The sequence below is a fragment of the Streptomyces sp. NPDC024017 genome (genome assembly GCF_040638895.1).
Taxonomy (GTDB): domain Bacteria; phylum Actinomycetota; class Actinomycetes; order Streptomycetales; family Streptomycetaceae; genus Streptomyces.
On record NZ_JBEZYZ010000010.1, the window covers coordinates 108619 to 127496 of the forward strand.

Consider the following 18878-nt stretch of genomic DNA (forward strand, 5'->3'; position numbering starts at 1 on the left):
CTCACGAAGAGGGGGACACCGTTTCCGGTGTCCCCCTCGGGGCTGCTAGTCGCGGGCCGCGGTCAGGTGTTCCGCGTGTTCCTGGAGCGATCGGACGCTCACGTCGCCGCGGTTGAGGGCGTCGATGCCCTGGACCGCCGCCGCGAGCGCCTGGACCGTCGTCAGGCAGGGCACGGAGCGTGCCACGGCCGCCGTACGGATGTCGTAGCCGTCGAGGCGGCCGCCCGTGCCGTACGGGGTGTTGACGATGAGGTCGACCTCGCCGTCGTGGATGAGCTGGACGATGGTCTTCTCGCCGTTCGGGCCGGTGCCCTCGGACTGCTTGCGCACGACCGTGGCGTTGATGCCGTTGCGCTTGAGGACCTCCGCCGTGCCGGACGTGGCGAGCAGCTCGAAGCCGTGGGCGACCAGCTCGCGGGCCGGGAAGATCATCGAGCGCTTGTCGCGGTTGGCGACCGAGATGAACGCGCGGCCCTTGGTGGGCAGCGGACCGTAGGCGCCGGCCTGCGACTTGGCGTACGCCGTGCCGAAGACGGAGTCGATGCCCATGACCTCGCCGGTGGAGCGCATCTCCGGGCCGAGGACCGTGTCGACGCCGCGGCCGTGGATGTCACGGAACCGCGACCACGGCATCACGGCCTCCTTGACGGAGATCGGCGCGTCCAGCGGCAGTTCACCGCCGTCGCCGGTGGCCGGGAGCAGGCCCTCGGCGCGCAGCTCGGCGATGGTCGCGCCGAGCGAGATCCGGGCGGCGGCCTTGGCCAGCGGCACCGCGGTCGCCTTCGAGGTGAAGGGGACGGTGCGCGAGGCGCGCGGGTTGGCCTCCAGCACGTAGAGGATGTCGCCCGCGAGCGCGAACTGGATGTTGATCAGGCCGCGTACCCCGACGCCCTTGGCGATGCCCTCCGTGGAGGCGCGCAGGCGCTTGATGTCGAAGCCGCCGAGCGTGATCGGGGGCAGGGCGCACGCCGAGTCGCCGGAGTGGATGCCGGCCTCCTCGATGTGCTCCATGACGCCGCCGAGGTAGAGCTCCTCGCCGTCGTAGAGGGCGTCGACGTCGATCTCGATCGCGTCGTCGAGGAACCGGTCGACCAGGACCGGCCGCGAAGGGCTGATCTCGGTCGATTCGGCGATGTAGGACTCCAGCCGGGTCTCGTCGTAGACGATCTCCATGCCGCGTCCGCCGAGGACGTAGGACGGGCGGACCAGGACCGGGTAGCCGATCTCGTCGGCGATGGACTTGGCCTCGGTGAAGGTGGTGGCGGTGCCGTGCTTGGGGGCCGGGAGACCGGCCTCCTGGAGGACCCGGCCGAAGGCGCCCCGGTCCTCGGCGGCGTGGATGGCCTCCGGGGAGGTGCCGACGATCGGCACGCCGTTGTCCTTCAGCGCCTGCGACAGGCCCAGCGGGGTCTGGCCGCCGAGCTGCACGACGACGCCCGCGACCGGTCCGGCCTGCTGCTCGGCGTGCACGATCTCGAGCACGTCTTCCAGCGTCAGCGGCTCGAAGTAGAGGCGGTCGGAGGTGTCGTAGTCCGTGGACACGGTCTCCGGGTTGCAGTTGACCATCACGGTCTCGTAGCCCGCCTCGCTCAGGGCGAAGGAGGCGTGGACGCAGGAGTAGTCGAACTCGATGCCCTGGCCGATGCGGTTCGGGCCGGAGCCCAGGATGATGACGGCGGGCTTCTCGCGGGACGCGACCTCCGTCTCCTCGTCGTAGGAGGAGTAGAAGTACGGCGTCTTCGCGGCGAACTCGGCGGCGCAGGTGTCGACCGTCTTGTAGACCGGACGGACGCCGAGTGCGTGCCGGACCTCGCGGACGACGTCCTCGCGCAGGCCGCGGATGTCGCCGATCTGCGTGTCGGAGAAGCCGTGCCGCTTGGCCTCGGCGAGCAGGTCGGGCGTGAGCTCGGCGGCGGCCGCGAGCTCGTCCGCGATCTCCTTGATCAGGAAGAGCTGGTCGACGAACCAGGGGTCGATCTTCGTGTACTCGAAGATCTCCTCGGGCGTGGCGCCGGCGCGGATGGCCTGCATGACGGTGTTGATGCGGCCGTCGGTGGGGCGGACCGCCTGCTCCAGGAGCTGGGACTTGTCGCCGGGCTCACCGACGAAGGTGAACTGGCTGCCCTTCTTCTCCAGCGAGCGCAGCGCCTTCTGGAAGGCCTCGGTGAAGTTGCGGCCGATGGCCATGGCCTCGCCGACCGACTTCATGGTGGTGGTGAGGGTGGCGTCCGCGCTGGGGAACTTCTCGAAGGCGAAACGCGGGGCCTTGACCACGACGTAGTCGAGGGTGGGCTCGAAGGAGGCCGGGGTCTCCTGCGTGATGTCGTTGGGGATCTCGTCCAGCGTGTAGCCGACGGCGAGCTTGGCGGCGATCTTGGCGATCGGGAAGCCGGTCGCCTTGGAGGCGAGGGCGCTGGACCGGGAGACCCGCGGGTTCATCTCGATGACGATCACGCGACCGTCCTCGGGGTTCACCGCGAACTGGATGTTGCAGCCGCCGGTGTCGACGCCGACCTCGCGGATGATCGCGATGCCGACGTCGCGCAGCACCTGGTACTCGCGGTCGGTCAGCGTCATCGCGGGCGCCACGGTGATCGAGTCACCGGTGTGGACGCCCATGGGGTCGAAGTTCTCGATGGAGCAGACGACCACGACGTTGTCGTTCTTGTCGCGCATCAGCTCCAGCTCGTACTCCTTCCAGCCGAGGATGGACTCCTCCAGGAGCACCTCGGTGGTCGGCGAGAGCGTGAGGCCCTGCCCGGCGATGCGGCGCAGCTCCTCCTCGTCGTGCGCGAAGCCGGAGCCGGCGCCGCCCATGGTGAAGGACGGGCGGACGACGACCGGGTACCCGCCGAGCTCCTCGACGCCCTTGAGGACGTCGTCCATGGAGTGGCAGATGTACGAGCGGGCCGACTCGCCGTGCCCGATCTTCTTGCGGACCTCCTCGACGACCTCCTTGAACAGGTCGCGGTCCTCGCCCTTGTTGATGGCCTCCACATTGGCGCCGATCAGCTCGACGCCGTACTTCTCCAGGACGCCGTTGCCGTGCAGCGAGATCGCGGTGTTCAGCGCCGTCTGGCCGCCCAGGGTCGGCAGCAGCGCGTCGGGACGCTCCTTGGCGATGATCTTCTCGACGAACTCGGGGGTGATCGGCTCGACGTAGGTGGCGTCGGCGATCTCCGGGTCGGTCATGATCGTCGCCGGGTTGGAGTTCACCAGGACGACCCGCAGGCCCTCGGCCTTGAGGACGCGGCACGCCTGGGTGCCGGAGTAGTCGAACTCGGCGGCCTGGCCGATGACGATCGGGCCGGAGCCGATGACCAGGACGGACTGGATATCGGTGCGCTTAGGCACGCTGGCCCTCCATCAGGGATACGAAGCGGTCGAACAGGTAGGCGGCGTCGTGCGGGCCGGCTGCCGCTTCGGGGTGGTACTGGACGCTGAAGGCGGGGCGGTCGAGGAGCTGCAGCCCCTCCACCACGTTGTCGTTCAGACAGACGTGGGACACCTCGGCGCGGCCGAACGGGGTCTCGGAGACCTTGTCGAGCGGGGCGTCGACGGCGAAGCCGTGGTTGTGCGCGGTGACCTCGACCTTGCCGGTCGTGCGGTCCTGCACCGGCTGGTTGATGCCGCGGTGGCCGTACTTCAGCTTGAAGGTGCCGAAGCCGAGCGCGCGGCCCAGGATCTGGTTGCCGAAGCAGATGCCGAAGAGCGGCGTGCCGCGCTCCAGGACGCCCTGCATCACGGAGACGGGGTGGTCGGCGGTGGCCGGGTCGCCCGGGCCGTTGGAGAAGAACACGCCGTCCGGGTTCACCGCGTAGACGTCCTCGACGGTCGCGGTCGCCGGGAGCACGTGCACCTCGATGCCGCGTTCGGCCATGCGGTGCGGGGTCATGCCCTTGATACCGAGGTCGACGGCGGCGACGGTGAACTTCTTCTCGCCGATGGCCGGGACGACGTACGGCTCGGTCGTGGCGACCTCGGCGGAGAGGTTGGCGCCCTTCATCTGCGGGGCTTCCTGGACGCGGACCAGCAGTGCGGCGTCGTCCTGGATCGTGTCACCGCTGAAGATGCCGACGCGCATGGCGCCACGCTCGCGCAGGTGGCGGGTGAGGGCGCGGGTGTCGATGCCGCTGATGCCGACGACGCCCTGGGCGTCCAGCTCCTCGTCCAGAGTGCGCCGGGAGCGCCAGTTGGACGGCACGCGCGCGGGGTCGCGCACGACGTAGCCGGAGACCCAGATCTTCCTGGATTCCATGTCCTCGTCGTTCACGCCCGTGTTCCCGACGTGCGGTGCGGTCATCACCACGACCTGGCGGTGGTACGACGGGTCGGTGAGGGTCTCCTGGTAGCCGGTCATGCCGGTGGAGAACACCGCTTCGCCGAAGGTCTCCCCCACGGCCCCGTAGGCACGGCCGCGGAAGATCCGGCCGTCCTCCAGGACGAGTACGGCGGGAGTCCTGGCAGCTCCCCTTGTGGAGGTGGTCATCGTTCGACGCCTTCCCTGGTGTTCGTTTCGATCATGGAGTTGATGGCTTCGACCCACTCGTTGTGCTCGGCCGCGTGGTCGGAGCGGAACCCGGAGTCGATCAGCCGGTCGCCGTGCTTCCAGGTGACGACGAGCAGGCCGCCCTCGGTGAGCACCTTGCCGGCGATGCCCTTGTCCAGCCGGGCTTCGCGCAGCGCCTCGGCCGGGACGAAGAAGTCGTCCGCCCCGGGGCGTACGACGTCCAGCCCGGCGTCCGTCAGCGTGAGCTCGGCTCGGCTGCGGGTGCCCAGGCCGTGCGCCACGATGCGGTCGAGCCACTGCCCGGCGGTGGTGGAGCCGTGGTAGCGGCCGCTCATGGAGAGCGTCGCGGGGCCCGGGTCGTCCGGCGTGACGGGCAGCTCGGGCAGGTCGCCCTGGAGGGTGCCGCGCCACTTCCAGCCCTCGCGCATCAGCCAGTAGACGAGCGCGACGAACAGGGCGAGGCCGACGACCCAGCCGATACGGGCGGCCCAGTCGGTCACTTGCGCCGATTCCTTCTCGGCGGCCAGCAGGAGTACAGGTGTCACGTGAGCTTCCCGTCGACGAGCGTGGCCTTGCCCCGCAGCCACGTGTGCGTCACACGGCCCGGCAGCTCACGACCCTCGTAGGGGGTGTTGCGGCTGCGCGAGGCGAAGCCCGCGGGTTCCACCAGCCCACGGTATGCCGTGTCGACCAGGGTGAGGTTGGCGGGCTCACCTGCCGAGACGGCACGGCCGTGGCCCGCGGCCTGTCCGATCTGCGCGGGCTTGACGGACATCCGGTCGGCGACGCCGGCCCAGTCCAGCAGGCCCGTGTCGACCATGGTCTCCTGCACCACCGACAGCGCGGTCTCCAGGCCGACCATGCCCATGGCGGCCGCGGCCCACTCGCAGTCCTTGTCCTCGTGCGGGTGCGGGGCGTGGTCGGTGGCGACGATGTCGATCGTGCCGTCGGCGAGCGCCTCGCGCAGGGCCATCACGTCCCGCTCGGTGCGCAGCGGCGGGTTGACCTTGTAGACCGGGTTGTAGGTGCGGACCAGCTCGTCGGTGAGGAGCAGGTGGTGCGGGGTGACCTCGGCGGTGACCTGGATGCCGCGGGACTTGGCCCAGCGGACGATCTCGACGGAGCCGGCGGTCGACAGGTGGCAGATGTGGACGCGGGAGCCGACGTGGTCGGCGAGCAGGACATCCCGGGCGATGATCGATTCTTCGGCCACCGCGGGCCAGCCCCCGAGCCCCAGCTCGGCGGAGACGATGCCCTCGTTCATCTCGGCGCCCTCGGTCAGCCGCGGCTCCTGCGCGTGCTGCGCGACGACACCGCCGAAGGCCTTCACGTACTCCAGGGCGCGGCGCATGATCACGGCGTCGTGGACGCACTTGCCGTCGTCGGAGAAGACGGTGACGCCGGCGGCCGACTCGTGCATGGCGCCCAGCTCGGCGAGCTTCTTGCCCTCCAGGCCGACGGTGACGGCGCCGATGGGCTGGACGTCGCAGTAGCCGTGCTCCTGGCCGAGCCGCCAGACCTGCTCGACGACACCGGCGGTGTCGGCGACCGGAAAGGTGTTGGCCATGGCGAACACGCTGGTGTAGCCACCGGAGGCGGCGGCGCGCGTGCCGGTGAGGACGGTCTCGGAGTCCTCGCGGCCGGGCTCGCGCAGATGGGTGTGCAGGTCGACCAGGCCCGGCAGCAGCACCTTGCCCCCGGCCTCGACGACCTCCGCGCCTTCGGCGGCCAGCCCGCTGCCCACCCGCGCGATCGTCCCGCCGTCGATCAGCACGTCCTGCGGCTCGCCGCCGAGCACCTTCGCACCACGGATCAGGATCTTGCTCATCTGTCTTACTTCTCCTCGGTACGGGGGTGGGTGACGGCGGGCTCGTTGCCCCCGAGCAGCAGGTACAGGACGGCCATCCGGATGGAAACTCCGTTGGCGACCTGCTCGACGACGGTGCAGCGGTCGGAGTCGGCGACCTCGGCGGTGATCTCCATGCCGCGGACCATCGGGCCGGGGTGCATCACGATGGCGTGCTCGGGCATCCGCGCCATGCGGTCGCCGTCGAGGCCGTAGCGACGGGAGTACTCGCGCTCGGTCGGGAAGAACGCGGCGTTCATGCGCTCGCGCTGGACGCGCAGCATCATCACCGCGTCGGACTTGGGCAGCGTGCTGTCGAGGTCGTAGGAGACCTCGCAGGGCCAGGTCTCGATGCCGACCGGCAGCAGGGTCGGCGGGGCGACGAGGGTGACCTCGGCGCCGAGGGTGTGCAGCAGGTCGACGTTGGAGCGGGCGACCCGGCTGTGCAGGACGTCGCCGACGAGCGTGATGCGCTTGCCTTCGAGGTCCTGGCCGAGTCCGGCGTCCGGGCCGATCAGGCGGCGGCGCATGGTGAAGGCGTCGAGCAGCGCCTGTGTGGGGTGCTGGTGGGTGCCGTCGCCTGCGTTGACGACGACGGCGTCGATCCAGCCGGAGTTGGCGAGGCGGTACGGGGCTCCGGAGGCGCCGTGCCGGATGACGACGGCGTCGACGCCCATGGCCTCCAGGGTCTGGGCGGTGTCCTTGAGGGACTCGCCCTTGGAGACGCTGGAGCCCTTGGCGGAGAAGTTGATGACGTCCGCGGACAGCCGCTTCTCTGCGGCCTCGAAGGAGATCCGGGTCCGGGTGGAGTCCTCGAAGAAGAGGTTGACGATCGTGCGGCCGCGCAGGGTCGGCAGCTTCTTGATCGGCCGGTCGGCGACCCGGGCCATCTCCTCGGCGGTGTCGAGGATCAGGACGGCGTCGTCGCGGGTGAGGTCGGCGGCCGAGATGAGATGACGCTGCATCTGTCAGGCTCCGTAAGGCAGTTCATTCGGGAGATTCGGGGCAGACGGGCGCGCGGGTGCGCGCACTGAGCCGGCGTACGACAGCGGCGTACGCCTGGAGCGCTACCGGGGGGTCGGCTTGGCACCGAGCAGCACGGTGTCGCGACCGTCCTCCTCGGCGAGCTGGACCTTGACCGTCTCCCGCAACGACGTGGGGAGGTTCTTGCCGACGTAGTCGGCGCGGATGGGCAGTTCGCGGTGTCCGCGGTCGACGAGGACGGCGAGCTGTACCGCGCGCGGGCGCCCGAGGTCGTTCAGCGCGTCGAGGGCGGCGCGGATGGTGCGGCCGGAGAAGAGCACGTCGTCGACGAGGACGACGAGCTTGCCGTCGAGGCCGTCACCGGGGATCTCGGTGCGGGCCAGCGCACGCGGCGGGTGCATGCGCAGGTCGTCGCGGTACATGGTGATGTCGAGCGAGCCGCACGGAACCTTGCGCTCGGTGATCTGCTCGAGCTTGTCGGCGATCCGCCGGGCGAGGAAGACGCCCCGGGTCGGAATGCCGAGGAGCACCACGTCGTCGGCACCCTTGGCGCGTTCGACGATCTCGTGGGCGATGCGGGTCAGTACCCGCGCGATGTCGGGCCCTTCGAGAACGGGCCGGGCATCGGACTGCGTGTCGTGCGTGTCCATATGAAACGGACCTCCTTCTCCGCCTCACGGGACGGACCTTAAAGGACGTCGGGATTGCGCCATACACGGTAGCAGGTCCCCACGATCGCTCCGATGGCCCCCTCGGATCACCCACTCGGCCTAACGGAACGCCGATACCACGGAAGAGTCGGTGCGGACCATTCGGCTTGACGCGGCAGAGTAACGCTGCGTAACCTCACAGTGAGTTACCAGCCGCGCGGCCTGGCACCCACGCCAGACGCGTCGACACAGTGCCGGGGAGCTATATGTCCAGCGAATACGCCAAACAGCTCGGGGCCAAGCTCCGGGCGATCCGCACCCAGCAGGGCCTTTCCCTCCACGGTGTCGAGGAGAAGTCCCAGGGACGCTGGAAGGCGGTCGTGGTCGGTTCGTACGAGCGCGGCGACCGTGCCGTGACCGTGCAGCGCCTTGCCGAGCTGGCGGACTTCTACGGCGTTCCGGTGCAGGAGCTGCTGCCGGGCACGACCCCGGGCGGAGCCGCCGAGCCGCCGCCGAAGCTGGTCCTGGACCTGGAGCGGCTGGCCACGGTGCCGGCCGAGAAGGCGGGCCCTCTTCAGCGCTACGCGGCCACGATCCAGTCGCAGCGCGGTGACTACAACGGCAAGGTGCTGTCGATCCGCCAGGACGACCTGCGCACACTCGCCGTCATCTACGACCAGTCGCCGTCCGTCCTCACGGAGCAGCTGATCAGCTGGGGTGTCCTGGACGCGGACGCGCGTCGCGCGGTGGCGTCCCACGAGGAGGCCTGACCGCTCCGCGGGTCCAGCAGAAACGTGCCGCCGGGGTGGCCGAAACCGTATGGTTTCGGCCACCCCGGCGGCGTTGTGCGCCCCTGACGGAGCTCGGCCGCCCAAGGGGCCCGCTGAGGCCCAGGGAGGCCCAGGGACCCAGGGGAATGCCGGAGGGCCCGCAGCGGTGACGCTGCGGGCCCTCCGGCATGTGGTCTGTCTCAGACCTCGTCGCGGCGGAGCGAGGGCTTGAGGTCCTTCAGCCGGCCGAGCAGGCCGTTCACGAACGAGGGCGACTCGTCCGTGGAGAACTCCTTCGCCAGTTGCACCATCTCGTCGAGGACGACGGCGTCCGGCGTCGCATCGACCCAGATCAGCTCGTAGGCGCCGAGCCGCAGGAGGTTGCGGTCGACGACGGGCATCCGGTCGAGGGTCCAGCCGACGGAGTACTGCGCGATCAGCTCGTCGATGCGCTTCGCGTGCCCCGCGTAGCCCTCGACCAGCTCCATCGTGTACTCGCTGACCGGCGGCTGCCGGGTGTCGGCCCGGGAGAGCCGGACCCAGTCCGCGAGGACGGTCAGCACATCGGCGCCGCGCTGGTCCCCCTCGAAGAGGATCTGGAAGGCGCGCTTACGGGCCGTGTTGCGGGCAGCCACGGTTAGCTGTTCACCCGGCCGAGGTAGTCGCTGGTGCGCGTGTCGACCTTGATCTTCTCACCGGTGGTGATGAAGAGGGGCACGTTGATCTGGTGGCCGGTCTCCAGGATGGCGGGCTTGGTGCCGCCGGTGGAGCGGTCGCCCTGGACGCCCGGCTCGGTCTCCTGGATCACGAGCTCGACGGCGGCGGGCAGCTCGACGAAGAGCACCTCGCCCTCGTGCTGCGCGACGGTGGCGGTGAAGCCCTCGATCAGGAAGTTCGCGGCGTCGCCGACGGCCTTCTTGTCGACGTGCAGCTGGTCGTAGGTCTCCATGTCCATGAAGACGAAGTACTCGCCGTCCATGTAGGAGAACTGCATGTCGCGCTTGTCGACGGTGGCCGTTTCGACCTTGACGCCGGCGTTGAAGGTCTTGTCGACGACCTTGCCGGAGAGCACGTTCTTGAGCTTGGTGCGCACGAAGGCCGGGCCCTTGCCGGGCTTGACGTGCTGGAACTCGACGACGGACCAGAGCTGGCCGCCTTCGAGCTTGAGCACCATGCCGTTCTTGAGGTCGTTCGTGGAAGCCACGGTTGCGGAATCTCCTGGACTGACGTACGACCCCGGGGCACGCACCTGCCTACCTACAGGGCGAGCAGCTCCTTGGTCGTGATGGTGAGTAGCTCGGGTCCGCCGTCCGCCTCGGGGCGGACGACGAGCGTGTCATCGATCCTGACACCGCCCCGGCCCGGGAGGTGGACCCCCGGTTCGACGGTGACCGGCACGCAAGCGTCCAGTTTACCCATGGCCGCGGGACTCAATTGAGGGTCCTCGTCGATTTCGAGCCCGACACCGTGTCCGGTCAGGACCGTGAGGCCCTCCGTGTACCCCGCGGAGTCCAGGACCTGGCGGGCTGCGCGGTCGACGTCCCGGCAGGCGGCGCCGGGTACCAGGCTCTCACGCCCGGCCCGCTGGGCGGCGAAGACCAGGTCGTACAACTCGATCTGCCAGTCCGCGGGAGCGGTGCCGATGACGAACGTGCGGCCGATCTCGCAGCGGTATCCGCGGTATGTCGCGCCGAGGCAGACGGAGAGGAAGTCGCCCTCCTCGACGCGGCGGTCGGTGGGCCGGTGGCCGGGACGGCCGGCGTTCGGGCCGGTGGCCACGGACGTCGGGAAGGCCGGCCCGTCCGCCCCGTGGTCCACGAGTCGTCTCTCGAGTTCCAGGGCGAGATGGCGCTCGGTGCGGCCGACGAGGATCGACTCCAGCAGTTCACCGAGGGCCTGGTCGGCGATCTCGGCACCGATGCGCAGGCAGGAGATCTCCTCCTCGTCCTTGACGACCCTGAGCTGCTCGACGGCGCTGCCGAGGTTGGCCAGGCGCAGCCGGGGGACGACCGAGCCGAGGGCTCGGTGGCGGGCCACGGTGAGGTGGTGCTCCTCCACGGCGAGGGAGTCGGCGCCCTGGCCCGCGGCGCGGCCGGCGGCCGCGACGGCCGGGTCGCCGCCGCCCACTCCGGGTAGGGTCTGGACGCGCAGGGCCTCGTCGGGGCGCTCCTGCGTGGGGCGGTCGGCCGTAGGTCCGGCACAGACCAGGAGGTCCTCCTCCTCGGTCCTGCCGAGCAGCAGAACGGCGCCGTGCGGGGCGGCGCCCGCGAGATAGCGCACGTTGGCGGGGCGGGAGACCAGCGCCGCCGCGCTGCCGCCCGCGTTGCAGTATTCCCTCAGACGCGTCCGGCGGGCCGCGTACACCTCTGACATGACCCGAGCGTATGGGCTCCGCCGGTTCGGCGCCGGTTGAGGGCGTCTGAGTGGGCGGTGCCTGGTGTCTCCGGGTGGGTGGGGTGCCGTTCGGCGAGAGCGCGTGCCGCGCGGGGTCGTGTGCCGTCCGCGCGTGTGTGGGGGGGCTTGTCGCGCAGTTCCCCGCGCCCCTAGGGGGCGCTCACCACTGGGGTGGGCTGGCGATCGACCTTGCCAGGACGTCGTCCAGGACCCTCGCCGTCTCCGGCACGTCCAGCTGGGAGTTGTCGATGATCGGCAGGCCGGACCCGTACCACCCGGCCATGCGGCCGTGGATGCGGGCGACCTCCTCGTCCGACAGGCGTCGGTTGCCCGAGCGCTCCGCGTTGCGTTCGAGGACGATGTCCAGCCCGGGGAGGAGGACGACCGGCAGCAGGCCCGGCCCGACGTGGCGTTTCCAGCCTCCGAGGCCCACGACCGGGCGGTCGGGGAAGACCGCGTCGTCGAGGATGCAGGAGATGCCGTTGGCCAGGAAGTTGCGGGCGGCGAAGCCGCAGGTGCGGCGGGCCAGGCGGTACTGCGCCTCGGAGTTGTCGTTCCACCCGGACTGGGGGTCGGCGAAGCCGGAGCGGACCCACTCGCGTACGTCGTCGAGGCTGATGTGGGCCGTGGGGACCCGGCGGTGGTCCGCCCAGTACTTGGCGACGCTGGTCTTGCCCGCACCCGCGGGGCCGATGAGCAGCACCGCGAGCGTCGTACCGGCGGGATCGGGAACCGCCGTGGCGGGCGGAGCCATCGGCATGGCGACCGGGCCGCCGGGCGGCAGCGGCACATGGCCGGTGGTCTCCGGCGCCGGCGGGGCGGAAGCCGGGGTCGGTCCGGGCGGGGGCGCCGGATATCCCGGTGCCGGGGGCGGCGGGGGCACGGGCACGGGGCCCTGGTGCGCGCCCGCGTTCGGCGGGCCCGGGTGGTGTGCGGCCGGCGACCAGCCGGTGGCCGGTCCGTGCCCCGGCTGATGGGGCGGCGGCAGCGGAGAACCCACTGCGTGCTGCATCCGGTGCCACTCCGTCTCGTACAGGCGATGGTCGCTGACAGCGGGGGCGGAACCCGCGTGCTACCGAACGGTACCGCCCCCGGTCGTCGATGTGTGAACGGCCGAGGGCGGCCCGAAGTGCCCGGCCCCGTAAGGCGATTTCGGGCGGAAGGCTCGCCGGAGGACTTACTCGCCCACTTCGCCGTACGCGGCGAGCAGCACGGCCGGATCGGGTCCCTCCAGGACGGTGGGCTTGGCCAGACCGTCGAGGACGATGAAGCGCAGCAGGTCGCCGCGGGACTTCTTGTCGACCTTCATGGTCTCCAGCAACTTGGGCCACTGGTCGTGCCGGTAGTGCAGGGGCAGTCCGACCGCTTCGAGGATCGTGCGGTGGCGGTCGGCCGTCGCGTCGTCCAGCCGGCCTGCCAGACGCCCCAGTTCGGCGGCGAAGTGCATGCCGACCGAGACCGCCGCGCCGTGGCGCCACTTGTAGCGCTCGTTCTTCTCGATGGCGTGGCCGAGCGTGTGGCCGTAGTTGAGGATCTCGCGCAGGCCCGACTCCTTCAGGTCCGACGACACCACGTCGGCCTTGACCCGGATGGAGCGCTCGATGAGCTCGGCGGTGTGCGGGCCGGCCGGGGTGCGGGCGGCCGCGGGGTCGGACTCGATGAGGTCCAGGATCACCGGGTCGGCGATGAAGCCGGCTTTGATGACCTCCGCGAGCCCGGAGACGTAGTCGTTGACCGCCAGGGAGTCCAGTGCGGCCAGGTCGCAGAGCACACCGGCGGGCGGGTGGAAGGCGCCGACGAGGTTCTTGCCCTCGGCGGTGTTGATGCCGGTCTTGCCGCCGACGGCCGCGTCCACCATGGCGAGCACGGTGGTCGGGATGGCGATCCAGCGCACCCCGCGCAGCCAGGTGGCGGCCACGAACCCGGCGAGGTCCGTGGTGGCGCCGCCGCCGACGCCGACGATGACGTCCGTGCGCGTGAACCCGGACTGGCCCAGGGCCTTCCAGCAGTAGGCGGCGACCTCGGCGGTCTTGGCCTCCTCCGCGTTGGGCACCTGGATGGCGACGACCTCGTAACCCTGATCGGCCAGGTCGGCGCGCAGCGCGTCACCGGTCTCGGCCAGCGCCTCGGGGTGGAGGATCGCGACCCGCTTGGCCCTGTCCCCGATCAGTCCGCCGAGTTCACCCAGCAGTTGCCGGCCCACCAGGACCTCGTACGGGTCGGTGCCCGCGGTGCCGGCGACCTGGATCCGCGTCACTGCCTCGCTCATGCTTTCTTCAACTCCAGTGCGTCCAGGGCGGCTTCGGTGACCTCTTCGGGCGTACGGCCGTCAGTGGCGACGACGGCCGTGGCGACCCCCTCGTACAGGTGGCGGCGGGCCTCCATCAGCTCGCGCCACTGCTTGCGCGGGTTGACCGCGAGCAGCGGGCGGGCGGCGTTGAGGCCGGTGCGCTTGACCGCCTCCTCGACGTCCATCGACAGGTACGCCACGCGCTGCCCGGCGAGCAGTGCGCGGGTGTCGGCGTCGAGGATCGCTCCGCCGCCCAGGGCCAGGACGCCGTCGTGCTCGGCGAGCGCCCGGTGCACGGCCGCCTTCTCGATCGCGCGGAAGGCGGGCTCGCCCTCGTCGACGAAGATCTCGGCGATGGTCCGGCCCTGCTCGGCGACGATGTCGTCGTCGGTGTCCCGGTAGGAGACGCCGAGCCGCTCGGCCAGCAGCTGTCCGACGGTGGACTTGCCCACGCCCATCGGGCCGACCAGGACGACCAGCGGGCCGCTCATCGGATGGCGAGGTTGTCGAGGTACGACGTCACGTTGCGGCGGGTCTCGGCCACCGAGTCGCCGCCGAACTTCTCCGCCACCGCGTCCGCGAGCACCAAGGCCACCATGGCCTCGGCCACGATGCCGGCGGCCGGCACCGCGGACACGTCGGAGCGCTGGTGGTGGGCCTGCGCCGCCTCACCGGTGGTGACGTCCACGGTCTGCAGGGCGCGCGGCACGGTCGCGATCGGCTTCATCGCGGCGCGGACCCGCAGCAGCTCACCGGTGGTCAGACCGCCCTCGGTGCCGCCCGAGCGGCCGGTGGTGCGGCGGATGCCGTCGTCGGTCTTCACGATCTCGTCGTGCGCCTTGGAGCCGGGCACCCGCGCCAGCTCGAAGCCGTCGCCGATCTCGACGCCCTTGATCGCCTGGATGCCCATGAGGGCACCGGCGAGCCGGGCGTCCAGCTTGCGGTCCCAGTGCACATGCGAACCCAGGCCGACGGGTACGCCGTAGGCCAGGATCTCCACCACGCCGCCGAGGGTGTCGCCGTCCTTGTGGGCCTGGTCGATCTCGGCGACCATCGCCTTCGACGCGTCGGCGTCCAGGCAGCGCACGGGGTCCGCGTCCAGCTTCTCGACGTCGGCCGGGGTCGGGTAGACGCCCCGCGGAGCCTTCGCCGCGGCCAGCTCCACGACGTGGCTGACGATCTCGACCCCGGTCGTCTCCTTGAGGTACGACCGGGCCACCGCGCCCAGCGCGACGCGGGCGGCCGTCTCACGCGCCGAGGCGCGCTCCAGGATCGGCCGGGCCTCGTCGAAGCCGTACTTCTGCATGCCCGCGAGGTCGGCGTGGCCGGGGCGCGGCCGGGTCAGCGGGGCGTTGCGGGCGAGCCCGTCGAGGATCTCCGGGTCGACCGGGTCGGCGGCCATGACCTGTTCCCACTTCGGCCACTCGGTGTTGCCCACCATGACCGCGACCGGGGAACCGAGGGTGAGGCCGTGCCGGACGCCGCCGAGGAAGGTGACCTCGTCCCGCTCGAACTTCATCCGGGCACCGCGCCCATAGCCCAGGCGCCGCCTCGCGAGATGGTCCGCCACCATGTCCGTGGTGATCGGCACACCGGCGGGAAGACCCTCCAGCGTCGCCACGAGTGCGGGACCGTGGGACTCCCCCGCGGTCAGCCAGCGCAACCTGCTCAACGGTGCTCCTCAGTGCTCGCGCCCTGGTACTGCCCTGCGTACGCGCCTCGTCGCGTACGGCGACGGCGCGACCGGGTGCGCGGCCCGGTCCGCCATCTCCGATCCTCCCACGCCGGGGCCGACTGCCCGGCGGGCGGTCCATCAAGCGGACGCGTTCGCGGACGGACCGTCGGCCTGACGCTGCTGGGGCGCGTACGACCCGAGGAAGTCGGCACCACTCGGCTGCTGCGCGGGCTGGGCCTGCTGCGGGGCGTACGACCCGAGGTGGTCGGCCCCACTGCCCTGCTGCTGGGACGGCTGCGGCTGCTGCGTCTGCTGCGGCGCGTACTGCCCCAGGTAGTCCGCGCCGCGCCCCTGCCCGAACTGGGCCGCGGCGTGGACCGGCTGTCCGGTGCGGACGGCGCGCCGGTGGGCGATCTTGCGCTTGATCTTGACGACCCAGGACGCCACGACGGCGAGCACGATCAGGGCGAGCACCGTGATCTGCACCCAGTCGGGCAGGAATCCCAGCAGTGACTCGAATATCTGGGACTTGACGGACGCCTGGGACAGGCCTGCGGACATGACGGACGTTCCCCTCCCCTGTTCCGCCCCCTGCGGAACCGAGAGCGGATCTTATCGGGCCGCGAGAGCCCGCTCGCCCGCTTTTCGCATGGCGTCCAGGGGCGCCGGGGCCAGCCCCGTCATCTGCTCAACCTGGAGCACGGCCTGGTGAACCAGCAGGTCGAGACCGCTGACGACGGCACCGCCGTACGCCGACCAGCGTGCGGCGAGGTCGGTCGGCCAGGGATCGTAGAGGACGTCGAAGAGGGCCGCCGGACGCTCCGGCACGGACCGGGCGAGGGCGTCGGTGACACCGGCCGGCGTGGTGCTGATCACCAGGGGGGCACGCAGGGCCTGCTCGGCATCGGCCCAGTCGGCGATGCGGACGGCGACGTCGAGTCGCTCGGCCCACTGCCGCATCTCGGCGGCCCGGGCCTCGCTGCGCACGTACACGGTGATGTCGCCCGGGCAGATCCGGGACAGCGCGGCCAGCGCGGAGGAGGCGGTGGCGCCCGCGCCGAGGACGGCGGCGGCGTCGACCTTGTCGATGCCGTGCTCACGCAGGGCCGCGACCATGCCCGGGATATCGGTGTTGTCCCCGATCCTGCGGCCGTCCTCGGTACGGACGACGGTGTTGACGGCGTCGACCGAGGCCGCGGTCCGGCTGATCTCGTCGAGCAACGGGATCACGGCCCGCTTCAGCGGCATGGTCAGCGAGAGCCCGGCCCACTCGGGTCCGAGGGTCTCGAAGAACGCGGGCAGCCCGGCCTCGTCGACCTCGAACCTGTCGTACGTCCAGCCGGCCAGGCCCAACTCCTGGTAGGCGGCGCGGTGCAGGACCGGGGAGAGCGAGTGAGTGATCGGGGAGCCGAGTACGGCGGCTCGGCGCGGTGCGGCCATCAGGGTCTTCCTCAGTTGTTCCGCGAGGCGTTGAACTGGTCGACCAGCTTCTGGTGTTCGGCGTTCGTCTTCGTGAACTTGCTGGTCTTGCCGTCGAGCGAGATGAAGTAGTACCAGCCGTCGTCCGTGGGCTTGAGGGCGCCCTTGATCGCGTCCTCGCCCGGGTTGTCGATCGGACCGGGCGGCAGGCCCTTGTGGAAGTACGTGTTGTACGGGTTGTCGTACGTCCGCAGTTCTTGCAGAGTCAGGTCGATCTTGCTCTGGTTCTTGATGTAGTTGTAGGTGGAGTCGAACTCCAGCATGCCGTTGGTCTGGGGGTTCCCGGGCTTCATGCGGTTGTAGACGACCTCCGCCATCTTGCGGAAGTCGTCGTGGCTCGTTCCCTCGGCCTGGACCAGGCTGGCGATGGTGACCAGCTGCCACGGGTCCTCAAGGCCGAGGCTCTCGGCCTTCTTCTCCACGCCGTACTTCTCGTACGTCGCGGTGGCCCGCTTGACCATCTGCTTCAGGACGTCCTCGGGCTTCTGGCCTTCCCGCACGCCGTAGCTGGAGGGGTAGAGGAAGCCTTCCAGCGGGTCCTTGACATCCGCGTGGTTCTGCGCCCAGGCGGGCAGGCCGAGCTTCTTGTAGTCCTTCTTGGCGACCGCGGCGGTAGTGCCGTCCTTGACCTCCAGCCGCTTGTCGATGAGCTGGTAGATGTCGGCGTTGCGCCGGCCCTCGGCGATGATCAGGTTGTCGCGGCTCTTCGGACTGAGCATCAGTTCGACCGCACTCGCGGCCGACATTTGCTTCTGCAGCGTGTAGACGCCGTCCTGGATGCTCTTGCCCTCGGGGTTGCTCTGCTGGGCCGCGACGAAGGCGTCGACGCTCTTGACGACCCCAGCGTCCTTGAGGACCTGACCGATCTTGTACCCGAGTGCTCCCTCGGGGATCTCGACCGTCACCTGCTGCCCGTTGCCCTCGCCCGCGAAGTCCGGGGCGTCGCCGAAACGATCCTGGTAGAACTGGTAGCCGAAGTAGCTGACGCCTGCCAGGCCGCCGCCGAGGATCACGACGACCAGCAGGCAGGCCATGCCGTTGCGGCGCTTCTTCGGTTTGCCACCGCCGCGCCCCCGCTTGTCCTCGCGCCCGCGCCGCTCCCCCGGCTCGTCATCGTCGTCCCCGCCCGCGAAGAAGGCGTGTTCGCCCTGGTCGGGGCCGGGGTCCCAGCCCGTCTCCGGTTCCTGCGCGGGCTCGGCCCCGCGCCGGCCGGGCGGCTCGGGGGGCGGATACGCCTCGGGCGTGCCGTAGTAGTCCTGCTGACCGCCGCCGTAGGCACCGGCCTGCTGCCCGTAAGGATCCCCCGGGTCGCCGGGGTACGAGACCTGCTGGTGCGGGTCGTTGGCCCAGCCGCCGGTGTTGTCGTACTGCTGCTGGTGGTAGCCCTGGGCATGCTGATGTCCGGGGTCCTGCTGCCCCGGGTACTGCTGCTGGCCGTGGGCCTGTGCCGCGTACTGCTGGTCGTACGGGTACTGCTGCTGCGCCTGACCGTATCCGGCCTGCTCACCGGTGCCCCAGTCGCCGTACTGCGGCTGCTGCGGCTGCTCTGGATAGTGCTGCGGCTGGCCGCCGTAGGGGGACTGCTGACCCTGATGGGCCTGCTGTCCGCCCCATCCGCCGTCCCCGTACAACGGGTCCTCCGGATGCCACGGTTCGGAGCCTTGGCCCCGGCCATACTCAGTCATCGATCCCCTAGAGCCGCGAGGCGGCGGTCACGCGGCTTCCGGCCCGGCTCCCGTCCCGCCTCTTGCTGTGCGGTGGCTGTTCGAATGCCGCCGCATCGCGCGGAACGTTACCGTATCGCGATCAGATGACCACTTCGACGCCTTCGCCGGGTGCTTTACCTGACACCCGTTCGGATTCGAGGGCCTGTTGCAGGATGATCACGGCTGCCGCCTGGTCGATGACGGACCGGCCCTTCTTGGATTTCACGCCCGAGGCGCGCAGTCCCTGGCTGGCCGTGACCGTCGTCATGCGTTCGTCGACGAGTCTCACCGGAACCGGGGAGATCATGCGGGCCAGTTCCTGGGTGAAGCCCCGGACCTTGACCGCGGCCGGGCCCTCGCCCCCCTTGAGGGAGCGCGGGAGACCGACCACGACCTCGATGGGCTCGTACTCCTCGACGAGTTGCTTCAACCGCCGCTGAGCCGCGGGGATGTCACGCCCCGGGACCGTCTCCACCGGGGTGGCGAGGATCCCGTCGGGGTCGCACGAGGCGACCCCGATGCGGGCGTCCCCGACGTCGATCGCGAGTCGACGTCCTCTGCGCATGCTGTCCGA

General features: G+C 70.6%; 18 protein-coding genes. 1 reads left to right on the forward strand and 17 read right to left on the reverse strand.

What is annotated here, in order from left to right:
- Positions 1–45: 45 nt before the first annotated feature.
- The 6 genes from carB to pyrR form a co-directional block, all read right to left on the reverse strand.
- Complete coding sequence (gene carB, locus AB0G20_RS26565; RefSeq protein ID WP_361306661.1) at positions 46–3354, reverse strand: carbamoyl-phosphate synthase large subunit; 3309 nt, start codon at positions 3352–3354, stop codon at positions 46–48.
- Positions 3347–4489, reverse strand: a complete 1143-nt coding sequence (gene carA / locus AB0G20_RS26570; RefSeq protein ID WP_361306662.1) for a glutamine-hydrolyzing carbamoyl-phosphate synthase small subunit — start codon at positions 4487–4489, stop codon at positions 3347–3349. Before carA ends, carB begins: the two co-directional genes overlap by 8 nt.
- Positions 4486–5055, reverse strand: coding sequence for a hypothetical protein (locus tag AB0G20_RS26575; protein WP_361306663.1), 570 nt, complete (start codon positions 5053–5055; stop codon positions 4486–4488). The genes carA and AB0G20_RS26575 overlap by 4 nt, the downstream gene beginning before the upstream one ends.
- A complete protein-coding gene (locus tag AB0G20_RS26580; RefSeq protein WP_361306664.1) occupies positions 5052–6338 on the reverse strand; it encodes a dihydroorotase in 1287 nt (428 codons plus the stop codon). Before AB0G20_RS26580 ends, AB0G20_RS26575 begins: the two co-directional genes overlap by 4 nt.
- A 5-nt stretch (positions 6339–6343) precedes the next feature.
- Positions 6344–7321, reverse strand: coding sequence for an aspartate carbamoyltransferase catalytic subunit (locus tag AB0G20_RS26585; RefSeq protein WP_031138961.1), 978 nt, complete (start codon positions 7319–7321; stop codon positions 6344–6346).
- A gap of 102 nt (positions 7322–7423) precedes the next feature.
- Positions 7424–7990, reverse strand: a complete 567-nt coding sequence (gene pyrR, locus AB0G20_RS26590; RefSeq protein WP_062925757.1) for a bifunctional pyr operon transcriptional regulator/uracil phosphoribosyltransferase PyrR — start codon at positions 7988–7990, stop codon at positions 7424–7426.
- A 266-nt stretch (positions 7991–8256) separates the two neighbouring features.
- Here pyrR and bldD point away from each other — a divergent pair, with 266 nt between their 5' ends.
- Positions 8257–8760, forward strand: coding sequence for a transcriptional regulator BldD (gene bldD, locus AB0G20_RS26595; protein WP_018570201.1), 504 nt, complete (start codon positions 8257–8259; stop codon positions 8758–8760).
- 200 nt (positions 8761–8960) lie between these two features.
- Here bldD and nusB read toward each other — a convergent pair whose 3' ends face one another.
- The 11 genes from nusB to ruvX all read right to left on the reverse strand — a co-directional run bounded on the left by nusB (position 8961) and on the right by ruvX (position 18869).
- A complete protein-coding gene (gene nusB / locus AB0G20_RS26600; RefSeq protein WP_361306665.1) occupies positions 8961–9395 on the reverse strand; it encodes a transcription antitermination factor NusB in 435 nt (144 codons plus the stop codon).
- A gap of 2 nt (positions 9396–9397) precedes the next feature.
- Positions 9398–9964 carry an elongation factor P gene (gene efp / locus AB0G20_RS26605; protein ID WP_030843148.1) on the reverse strand — a complete coding sequence of 189 codons (567 nt, stop codon included), beginning with the start codon at positions 9962–9964 and terminating at the stop codon, positions 9398–9400.
- A gap of 53 nt (positions 9965–10017) precedes the next feature.
- Positions 10018–11133 (reverse strand): aminopeptidase P family protein, encoded by a 1116-nt coding sequence (locus AB0G20_RS26610; RefSeq protein ID WP_361306666.1) that lies wholly within the window; start codon positions 11131–11133, stop codon positions 10018–10020.
- Between the two features lie 181 nt (positions 11134–11314).
- A complete protein-coding gene (locus AB0G20_RS26615) occupies positions 11315–12166 on the reverse strand; it encodes a Pro-rich N-terminal domain-containing protein (RefSeq protein WP_361306667.1) in 852 nt (283 codons plus the stop codon).
- A 165-nt stretch (positions 12167–12331) separates the two neighbouring features.
- Complete coding sequence (aroB, locus tag AB0G20_RS26620) at positions 12332–13423, reverse strand: 3-dehydroquinate synthase (protein ID WP_361306668.1); 1092 nt, start codon at positions 13421–13423, stop codon at positions 12332–12334.
- Positions 13420–13935 carry a shikimate kinase gene (locus tag AB0G20_RS26625; protein WP_361306669.1) on the reverse strand — a complete coding sequence of 172 codons (516 nt, stop codon included), beginning with the start codon at positions 13933–13935 and terminating at the stop codon, positions 13420–13422. Before AB0G20_RS26625 ends, aroB begins: the two co-directional genes overlap by 4 nt.
- Complete coding sequence (aroC, locus tag AB0G20_RS26630) at positions 13932–15116, reverse strand: chorismate synthase (protein ID WP_142165052.1); 1185 nt, start codon at positions 15114–15116, stop codon at positions 13932–13934. The genes AB0G20_RS26625 and aroC overlap by 4 nt, the downstream gene beginning before the upstream one ends.
- Positions 15117–15257: 141 nt before the next feature.
- Positions 15258–15680: a hypothetical protein gene (locus AB0G20_RS26635; RefSeq protein WP_361306670.1), complete on the reverse strand. Its 423-nt coding sequence runs from the start codon at positions 15678–15680 to the stop codon at positions 15258–15260.
- Between the two features lie 51 nt (positions 15681–15731).
- The gene (locus AB0G20_RS26640) at positions 15732–16559 is read right to left on the reverse strand and encodes a shikimate dehydrogenase (RefSeq protein WP_361306671.1); all 828 of its coding nucleotides are present in this window, start codon (positions 16557–16559) and stop codon (positions 15732–15734) included.
- 11 nt (positions 16560–16570) lie between these two features.
- Complete coding sequence (gene mltG / locus AB0G20_RS26645; RefSeq protein ID WP_361306672.1) at positions 16571–18283, reverse strand: endolytic transglycosylase MltG; 1713 nt, start codon at positions 18281–18283, stop codon at positions 16571–16573.
- A gap of 121 nt (positions 18284–18404) precedes the next feature.
- Entirely contained in the window at positions 18405–18869 is a 465-nt protein-coding gene (ruvX, locus tag AB0G20_RS26650) for a Holliday junction resolvase RuvX (protein ID WP_248508224.1), read from the reverse strand.
- Positions 18870–18878: the final 9 nt, after the last annotated feature.